This window comes from Mycobacterium sp., assembly GCF_032159775.1.
Lineage (GTDB): Bacteria > Actinomycetota > Actinomycetes > Mycobacteriales > Mycobacteriaceae > Mycobacterium.
Map to the genome: position 1 here is coordinate 1 of NZ_JAVHWK010000077.1, position 8,490 is coordinate 8,490.

The window sequence follows — 8,490 nt, forward strand, 5'->3', positions numbered from 1 at the left end:
AGAAGAGAAGGAAAGATCGAAAGATGCCACAGGGAACTGTGAAGTGGTTCAACGCGGAGAAGGGCTTCGGCTTTATCGCTCCCGAGGACGGCTCCGCCGATGTGTTTGTCCACTACACGGAAATTCAGGGATCCGGCTTCCGGACTCTAGAGGAAAATCAGAAGGTTGAGTTCGAGGTCGGTCAGAGCCCCAAGGGCCCGCAGGCAACCGGCGTTCGTTCCGTCTGAGCAATCGAACCTGAACGAGTCCCCCCGCACAGTCCCGTAGGACGGCGGGGGGTTTTCGTTTTTGTGCGGCCCGGCCGACGCCGCACCGGCGCGGTACTGGCCTACTGTCGTCTCCGTGAGTCAGCTGTCGTTCTTCTCGGCAGAGTCGGTGCCGCCCGCGGTTGCCGACCTGACGGGGCTGCTCGCCGCGCCCGGCCAGGTGGTCGTGGTCGGGGAAGGCGCTCGGCTGTCGGTGGTGGTGGATCGCCCGTGGCGGGCCGTGGCCCTGGCCGAGATGATCGTGGAAGCGGGTCTGGAGCCGCAGATCGCCCGAACGGATGAGAACACTCCGCTGGTTCGCACCGCGGTAGACCCTCAATTGCTCGAGATCGCCGCCGAGTGGACCCGCGGAGCGGTCAAGACAGTGCCACCCCAGTGGCTGCCGGGACCGCGGGAGCTGCGGGCCTGGACGCTGGCGGCGGGCACCCCCGAATCGGACCGGTATCTGTTGGGACTGGACCCACACGCACCCGATACCCATTCGCCGCTTGCCTCGGCCTTGATGCGGGTCGGGATAGCACCGACTCTCATCGGAACCAGAGGCGCTCATCCGGCGCTGCGAATCAGCGGTCGCCGCCGGCTATCGCGCCTGGTAGAGAACGTCGGGGAACCTCCGGGAGACGTCGAGGCGTTCTCGCTCTGGCCTCGTATTTAAGGCCCTCGGCGCGGGTAGTCAGTTTGCGTCGGCTCGCCCGGGGTGCGAAATTGTCAGTTGCCAACGGCGACGGATAGCGAAGAACGCATGAATCCGGCGTCGGACGGCAATATATGGAGTGGAGCGAGAACACAGTTGGCTGACGGGGACCGCGGCAGCGGACGCAACGGTGGGGTGCGGCGACTCGTCATTGTCGAGTCGCCCACTAAGGCACGCAAAATCGCAGGTTACCTGGGCTCCAACTACATCGTCGAGTCCTCCCGTGGTCACATCCGGGATCTGCCGAGGGCGGCCGCCGACGTGCCCGCCAAGTACAAGTCCGAGCCGTGGGCCCGGCTCGGGGTGAATGTGGACGCGGATTTCGAACCGCTCTACATCATCAGCCCCGATAAGAAGAGCACCGTCACCGAGCTCAAGGGCCTGCTCAAGGACGTCGACGAGCTCTATCTGGCCACAGACGGCGACCGGGAGGGCGAGGCGATCGCCTGGCATCTTCTGGAGACGCTGAAGCCGAGCATTCCGGTCAAGCGGATGGTGTTCCACGAGATCACCGAGTCGGCGATTCGGGCGGCCGCCGACGACCCCCGCGACCTGGACAACGACCTGGTCGACGCGCAGGAGACCCGCCGCATCCTCGACCGGCTGTACGGCTACGAGGTCAGCCCCGTGCTGTGGAAGAAGGTCGCGCCGAAGCTGTCGGCGGGCCGGGTCCAGTCGGTGGCGACCCGCATCATCGTGCAGCGCGAGCGCGAGCGGATGGCGTTCCGCACCGCCGGCTATTGGGATGTCACCGCTGAACTGGACGCCAGCGTGTCCGACGCACAGGCGTCCCCACCCACCTTCAGTGCCAAGCTGAACAACGTCGACGGCAAGAGGGTGGCCTCAGGCCGCGACTTCGATTCGCTGGGTCAGCTGAAGAAGCCCGATGAGGTGCTGGTTCTCGACGAAGCCAGTGCGGGAGCGTTGGCAACGGGGTTGCGCGGTGTGCAGCTCGAGGTGAGCTCCGTTGAGCAGAAGCCCTACACCCGTCGGCCGTACGCGCCGTTCATGACGTCGACGCTGCAGCAGGAGGCCGGCCGCAAGCTGCGGTTCTCGTCGGAGCGCACGATGAGCATCGCGCAGCGGCTCTACGAGAACGGCTACATCACTTATATGCGTACCGACTCCACGACGCTGTCGGAGTCGGCCATCAATGCCGCGCGCAACCAGGCTCGCCAGCTCTACGGCGAGGAGTACGTGCACCCGACGCCGCGCCAGTACACCCGCAAGGTGAAGAACGCGCAGGAGGCGCACGAGGCGATCAGGCCCGCTGGTGATGTGTTCCAGACACCGGGCCAGCTGCACAGTCAGCTCGACACCGACGAGTTCCGCCTCTACGAGCTGATCTGGCAGCGGACGGTGGCCTCGCAGATGGCCGATGCGCGCGGCACGACGCTGTCGCTGCGCATCTCGGGCACCGCGCGTTCGGGCGAGCGGGTGGTGTTCAGCGCCAGTGGCCGCACCATCACCTTCGCCGGTTTCCTCAAGGCCTACGTCGAGAGCCTCGACGAGCAGGCCGGCGGTGAAGCCGACGACGCCGAGAGCAGGTTGCCCAACCTGACCGAGGGCCAGCGGGTCGACGCGAAGGACCTGACCGCCGACGGCCACAACACGAGCCCGCCGGCTCGCTACACCGAGGCCTCGCTGATCAAGGCGCTCGAAGAGTTGGGCATCGGTCGCCCGTCGACGTACTCGTCGATCATCAAGACCATTCAGGACCGCGGCTACGTGCACAAGAAGGGCAGCGCGCTGGTGCCGTCGTGGGTGGCCTTCGCCGTCACCGGGTTGCTGGAACAGCACTTCGGGCGTCTGGTCGACTACGGGTTCACCGCAGCGATGGAGGACGAGCTCGACGAGATCGCGTCCGGCCTCCAGCAGCGCACCACATGGTTGTCGAACTTCTACTTCGGCGGCGACCACGGCGTGCCCGAGTCGATAGCCCGCTCCGGCGGGCTCAAAAGGCTCGTCGGTGTCAACCTCGAAGGCATCGATGCCCGAGAGGTCAACTCCATCAAGCTGTTTGACGACGAGGAAGGCCGTCCGGTCTACGTCCGGGTCGGCAAGAACGGGCCGTATCTGGAGCGCACTGTCACCGGTGACGACGGCGAGCCCACACCGCAGCGCGCGAACCTGAAGGACGAGCTGACGCCGGACGAGCTGACCCTCGACCTGGCCGAGAAAGCGTTCGCCACACCGCAAGAGGGCCGCACGCTCGGCGTCGATCCCGAGACGGGTCGCCCGGTCGTCGCCAAGGACGGCCGTTACGGGCCGTACGTGACCGAGGTGCTGCCCGAGCCCGACGAGCCCGAGGACGGCGCCCCAGCGAAGAAGGGCAAGAAGCCGACCGGCCCCAAACCACGCACCGGTTCGCTGCTGCGCTCAATGGACCTGGAGACGGTGACGCTCGAGGATGCGCTGCGGCTGCTGTCGCTGCCCCGCGTTGTCGGCACCGACCCGAACACCGGCGAGGAGATCACCGCCCAGAACGGACGGTACGGGCCATATCTCAAGCGCGGCACCGACTCTCGTTCACTGGCGAACGAAGAGCAGATGTTCGACATCACACTCGATGAGGCGCTGAAGATCTACTCCGAACCGAAACGGCGTGCGGGACAGGGGGCTTCGGCGCCGCCGCTGCGGGAGTTGGGTGCGGACCCGGCGACTGAGAAGCCGATGGTCATCAAGGACGGCCGATTCGGGCCGTACGTGACCGACGGCGAGACCAATGCCAGCCTGCGCAAGGGCGACGACGTGCTGTCGATCACCGACGAGCGGGCCGCCGAACTGCTGGCCGACCGGCGGGCACGTGGACCGGCGAAGCGTCCGGCCAAGAAGGCCGCGAAGAAGGCCGCGAAGAAGGCGCCCGCCAAGAAAGCCGTGAAGCGCAGCTAACGTCGGCTGTCCTCCGGCGTCCTCGTCGCATCGTTGGCCGAATCCTGGCTGGAATCGACAAGGTTGAGCGGGCGTGCGAGCTGAGTCGGGGCCGACCGCCCGCGCAGTTCGACGATCTCGCCGACATCCCAGCACAGTGCCTCGGCATCGAGCGCCCCGCTGACCGAGATCGCCGACGCCAGCACGTGACCTTCCTCCAACTTGGCCAGCTCGGTCAACCGGGCGGCCTCGTTGACCGGGTCGCCGATGACGGTGTACTCGAAGCGGGCCTGGGCCCCGATGTGGCCCGCGATGGCGCGTCCGGCCGATACCCCGATGCCGAACTCCATTTCCGAGCCCAACACGGCGAGGAGCTCGTCGTGAAGCTCGCGCGAGGCCGCCAACGCGGCGCCCGAGGCGTCAGGATGCTCGATCGGCGCGCCGAAGATGGCCAGCGCGGCGTCGCCCTGGAACTTGTTGACGAAGCCGCCGTGGCGGGCGACGGTGTCAACGACGACGCGGAAGAACTCGTTGAGCAGGCTGACGACCTCGGAGGCGGGCCGATTGGAGGCCAGCTGGGTCGAGCCGACCAGGTCGACGAACAGCACAGCGACGTCGCGTTCCTGACCGCCGAGTTCGGTGCCGCGTTCGAGTGCGCGACGGGCGACGTCCTCGCCGACATAGCGACCGAAAAGGTCCCGCAGCCTTTGTCGTTCGGCGAGGTCGCGAACCATGTCGTTGAATCCGGCTTGCAGCAGGCCCAATTCGCTGGCGTCGTAGATCTGCATGTGCGCGTTGTAGTTGCCGCGCTGAACTTCACCCAGCGCCCAGCGCAGTTGGCGCAGCGGGTCGGCGATGGCCATCGCCACCAGCACGGTGCCGGCCAATCCGACCAGCAGTGCGGCGATGGCCATGATCAGGATCGGCGTGGTCAGCCGTTCGGCGGACGCGGTGAGGATCTGGAACTTGCTGGCCACCAGCGCCAGCACGATCGCCAGTACCGGGACTCCGGTGGAGAGCACCCACGTCAGCACCTGTCGCAGGATGACGCCGGCGGCGCGGTAGTTCTCCGGCACACCGCCACGGAGTGCCGCAACGGCGACGGGGCGGAGCACGCGTTCGGATTGCAGGTAGCCGATGATCGCTGTCGCGGTCGCGCCGAGCGCGGTGGCGACCGCGACAACGGGTGCTGCGTGGCTGGCGACGGGCCAACTGGCGACGATGAACACGATCGAGCCAAGGCACCAGTTGACGACGCTGATCAGCGAGCGATAGAACGGCATTTTCAGCGCGCGGGTGCGGGCGAGCTCGGTTGCGGCGGGCTCGCTGTCGACCATGAGGCTGTCGCGGCGCTGCCAGCGCATGACTGGGATCAGCAGTCGCAGGCTGAGGTAAGCGCCGATGATGAAGGTGAGGAACAGGAAGCCCAGGAAGACCGCCAGGTTGACGGGCGGCAGGTCCTGCAGCTGAATACGGTCCTCGGGGGGCAGCCCGAAACGGAGGAAGCCCAGCACGAACAGCGCGCCGATGATGTCGGACTGCAGCATGCCGAGGGTGAACACCGGCCACGGCGTGCGCGCGACCCAGCGGACGAATGCGCTGATTCGCCCCATCGGCTCGGCCTGTGTGGTCACCCGTTAACCGTATCGGTCCCGGCACACAGGAAAGGGCTGTCTGGTACGGCTGTGTCGGTTCGCAGCACTACTGTTATGTGCGATGGCCGGGGTTTTTTCGCGTCTTGTGGGCCAAGGCGCCGTTGAGGCGGATTTGGTAGCTGCAGCACAGGCTGCACGCCGTGGTCCAGCTCACAGTGCCAATGCCACCGGGACCATGACACACGCGTGGCTTATCACTGGGCCGCCGGGGTCGGGGCGGTCGGTGGCCGCGCTGTGTTTCGCGGCGGCGCTGCAGTGCGAATCCGACGGTGTGCCCGGCTGCGGCGAGTGCCGCGCATGCACCACCACAATGGCCGGCACCCACGCTGACGTGCGCAGAATCATTCCCGAGGGGCTGTCGATCGGGGTGGACGAGATGCGCAACATCGTGCAGATCGCGTCGCGGCGCCCGAGTACGGGCCGCTGGCAGATCGTGTTGATCGAGGATGCTGACCGGCTGACCGAGGGGGCGGCGAACGCGCTGCTCAAGGTCGTCGAGGAGCCGCCGCCGTCCACCGTGTTCCTGCTGTGCGCGCCGTCGGTGGACCCGGAGGACATCGCGATCACCCTGCGGTCTCGTTGCCGACACGTCGCCCTGGTGACGCCGCAGGTTGAGGCGATCGCCCAGGTGCTGATCGACTCGGACGGCCTGCCCGCTGAGGCCGCCAACTGGGCGGCGTCGGTGAGTGGCGGGCATGTCGGGCGGGCGCGCCGGCTGGCCACCGACGAGGAGGCGCGGCGGCGACGTGAGCGCGCGCTTGCGCTGGCGCGCGACGCGGCGACGCCCTCGCGGGCCTATGGCGCCGCCGAGGATCTGGTGGCCGCCGCGGAGGTGGAGGCGCTGGCGTTGACGGTTGACCGTAACGAGACTGAGTCGGAGGAGTTGCGGACCGCGCTGGGTGCAGGCGGCACAGGGAAGGGCACCGCCGGGACGATGCGCGGTGCGACGGGCGCCATCAAAGACCTTGAGCGCAGGCAGAAGTCGCGTCACACCCGCGCGTCGCGCGACGCACTGGATCGGGCGCTGATCGATCTGGCGACGTACTTCCGCGATGCCCTTCTGGTGTCGGCGCAAGCAGGTGAGATTCGGCCGAACCATCCGGATATGTCCGACAAGGTGCAGGCGATGGCGGCTGTGGTGCCGCCGGATCGGCTCTTGCGGTGTATCGAGGCGGTGCTGGGGTGCCGGGAGGCGCTCGCGGTCAATGTGAAGCCGAAATTCGCGGTTGGCGCGATGGTCGCCACCGTGGGTAAGGAGCTGCGCAACTGACTTGGGTGGTCGCCTGGGCCTGTCGTAGACTCGTCCCGCCCGGCTAGCGCCGGGCGCGCCACCTTAGCTCAGTCGGTAGAGCGATTCACTCGTAATGAATAGGTCGGGGGTTCGATTCCCCCAGGTGGCTCCCCTTTCCCGCGAGCGCCCGTGTTTGCACACCGACACGCCGCATTCAGCGGCAGTTTGCGCGCCCTCGTCGGTCGCGAGCGACCGTTGCGTGCTTTAGCCGAGCGCTTCGCCCGCGATCCTGCTAGCAGTCGCCGCGGCTGGGAATCCGGCGTAGCCGCTGGCGTGGTAGATGACTTCCGCGATCTCTTCGTCGGTCAGGCCGTTGGTGCGTGCGATCTTGAAGTGGATGGCCAGCTCGTCGCTGGCCCGCAGCGCGATGAGCATGCCAAGCGTCAGGAGACTGCGGTCGCGACGGCTGAGGCCCTCTCGTCCCCACAGCCGACCGAAGACATTGTCAAGGGAGATCTCGAACAACTCGTCGGCGAACCCGCTACGTGGCAGATCGGTCTCGCCCTCGGGGATGATGCCCGGCAGCAGCTCGCGGAAGACGTTCAATCCTGTTTCGCGCACATCAGTCATGCGCACACCATGGCATCACAGCGGCGCCAGGTAACCCACTGGGCCGGATGCCAGACAGACGGAAAGAGCTGCGGTGTTCGCGCGGACGTTGATGGCCTCGCCCGCGCCGGGCAGTCGTACGAAGACGCGATTGAGCCCGGGATGAACGGGCACCTTGACGTCTGGCCCCTCGGTCAGCGACATCGTCAGCGAGCCCTCACTGTTGGCCAGGTAGTTGATTTCAGCGGTCCAGTCCGACGGCAGCAGCGGTCCGTCCAGCGGCATGCGCACGGGGAAGTCGGTCTGCACAAGGTAGCCGCACTGGGGGTCGGGCCCTCTGACGATGGTGCGCACCCAGGTGACCTTGGCGCCGACCAGATGGCCCCGGTTGTCGAGCATCCGGAGTTGGCTTGTTGTGCTTTCGAATTCGGGGCGATCGTGCAGCAGAGCGAACATGTGGCTGGCCAGATTCTCGGGTGCGGCAACGCGTTGTAGGACGAACGGGTCGACTTCCTGGTCGAGCATCGGAGCGCTGGACGTTTGGTGCGCGTAGGCAAGGCCGATTACCGCGTTCTGCAAATAGGGCTGAGCCGGGTTGTCCTGCCATATCGTCGTGAACGTTGCAGTGGAGTAGAGGCTGCTGCCGACGAACGCGCCTGCGGCGGTGACGATTACGGCGGTGCGCGCGAGCGAGGCGTCGAGCCATCGGGATCGTTCGCGATTGGGTGCGCAGAAACCGACGGCGGTGAGAAGGGCGAGTACGACGACGAGGTCGGGAAAATAGCGCAGGGTCTGCGCGAGTTCCAGTGCGGTGAACTTCGACGAGCGCATCAGATAGATCGGGATCTGACACGCGATCGCGTAGCCGACGGCGACGACCCATAGCAGGCTGATGCGCTCCTTGCGGATGAAGGAGATGGTGATTATCGCGGCGAGCACGAGCCAGCCGAGAACCATGACCGTCACGGGAGGTGTCGCCCACGGCGATGCGGGCGCCCATCGCTGCCAGTCCCACGGGCCGCCAGCGAGGCCCGGCACGATGCCGTGAGTAATGGAGCGGCTCAACAGGTCTCGCGTCATGGGCAGGTCGCGACTCCAGCGCTCCTGGTCGACGACGACGAGGTAGAGCGCGATCCAGGCGGCGGTCAGCGCAAGCGATCCGAC

General features: G+C 66.8%; 6 protein-coding genes, 1 tRNA gene and 1 pseudogene. 5 read left to right on the plus strand and 3 right to left on the minus strand.

Translation table 11 applies throughout. The annotated features are described in order from the left end of the window. The first annotated feature begins 23 nt into the window (after positions 1 to 23). The 3 genes from cspA (at position 24) to topA (ending at position 3,852) form a co-directional block, all read left to right on the plus strand. Positions 24 to 227 carry a cold shock protein CspA gene (gene cspA, locus QOJ24_RS08125; RefSeq protein ID WP_526260481.1) on the plus strand — a complete coding sequence of 68 codons (204 nt, stop codon included), beginning with the start codon at positions 24 to 26 and terminating at the stop codon, positions 225 to 227. Between the two features lie 115 nt (positions 228 to 342). Then, positions 343 to 921, plus strand: coding sequence for a hypothetical protein (locus QOJ24_RS08130; RefSeq protein ID WP_526260477.1), 579 nt, complete (start codon positions 343 to 345; stop codon positions 919 to 921). Positions 922 to 1,056: 135 nt separating this feature from the next. Beyond that, positions 1,057 to 3,852 (plus strand): type I DNA topoisomerase, encoded by a 2,796-nt coding sequence (gene topA / locus QOJ24_RS08135; RefSeq protein ID WP_526260478.1) that lies wholly within the window; start codon positions 1,057 to 1,059, stop codon positions 3,850 to 3,852. On the opposite strand, the gene QOJ24_RS08140 is transcribed toward topA, so the two are convergent. Then, positions 3,849 to 5,444, minus strand: a complete 1,596-nt coding sequence (locus QOJ24_RS08140; protein ID WP_526260482.1) for an adenylate/guanylate cyclase domain-containing protein — start codon at positions 5,442 to 5,444, stop codon at positions 3,849 to 3,851. The two genes, topA and QOJ24_RS08140, sit on opposite strands and share 4 nt — an antisense overlap. A 103-nt stretch (positions 5,445 to 5,547) precedes the next feature. On the opposite strand from QOJ24_RS08140, the gene QOJ24_RS08145 reads away from it, so the two are divergent. Further along, on the plus strand, positions 5,548 to 6,756 hold the full coding sequence (locus QOJ24_RS08145) for a DNA polymerase III subunit delta' (protein WP_526260479.1): 1,209 nt from the start codon (positions 5,548 to 5,550) through the stop codon (positions 6,754 to 6,756). Positions 6,757 to 6,813: 57 nt separating this feature from the next. After that, positions 6,814 to 6,886, plus strand: a tRNA-Thr gene (locus QOJ24_RS08150). A 95-nt stretch (positions 6,887 to 6,981) separates the two neighbouring features. Here QOJ24_RS08150 and QOJ24_RS08155 read toward each other — a convergent pair. After that, entirely contained in the window at positions 6,982 to 7,347 is a 366-nt protein-coding gene (locus tag QOJ24_RS08155; protein ID WP_526260480.1) for a carboxymuconolactone decarboxylase family protein, read from the minus strand. Between the two features lie 15 nt (positions 7,348 to 7,362). Continuing rightward, positions 7,363 to 8,490: pseudogene (locus tag QOJ24_RS08160) on the minus strand (hypothetical protein); the annotation flags it as partial.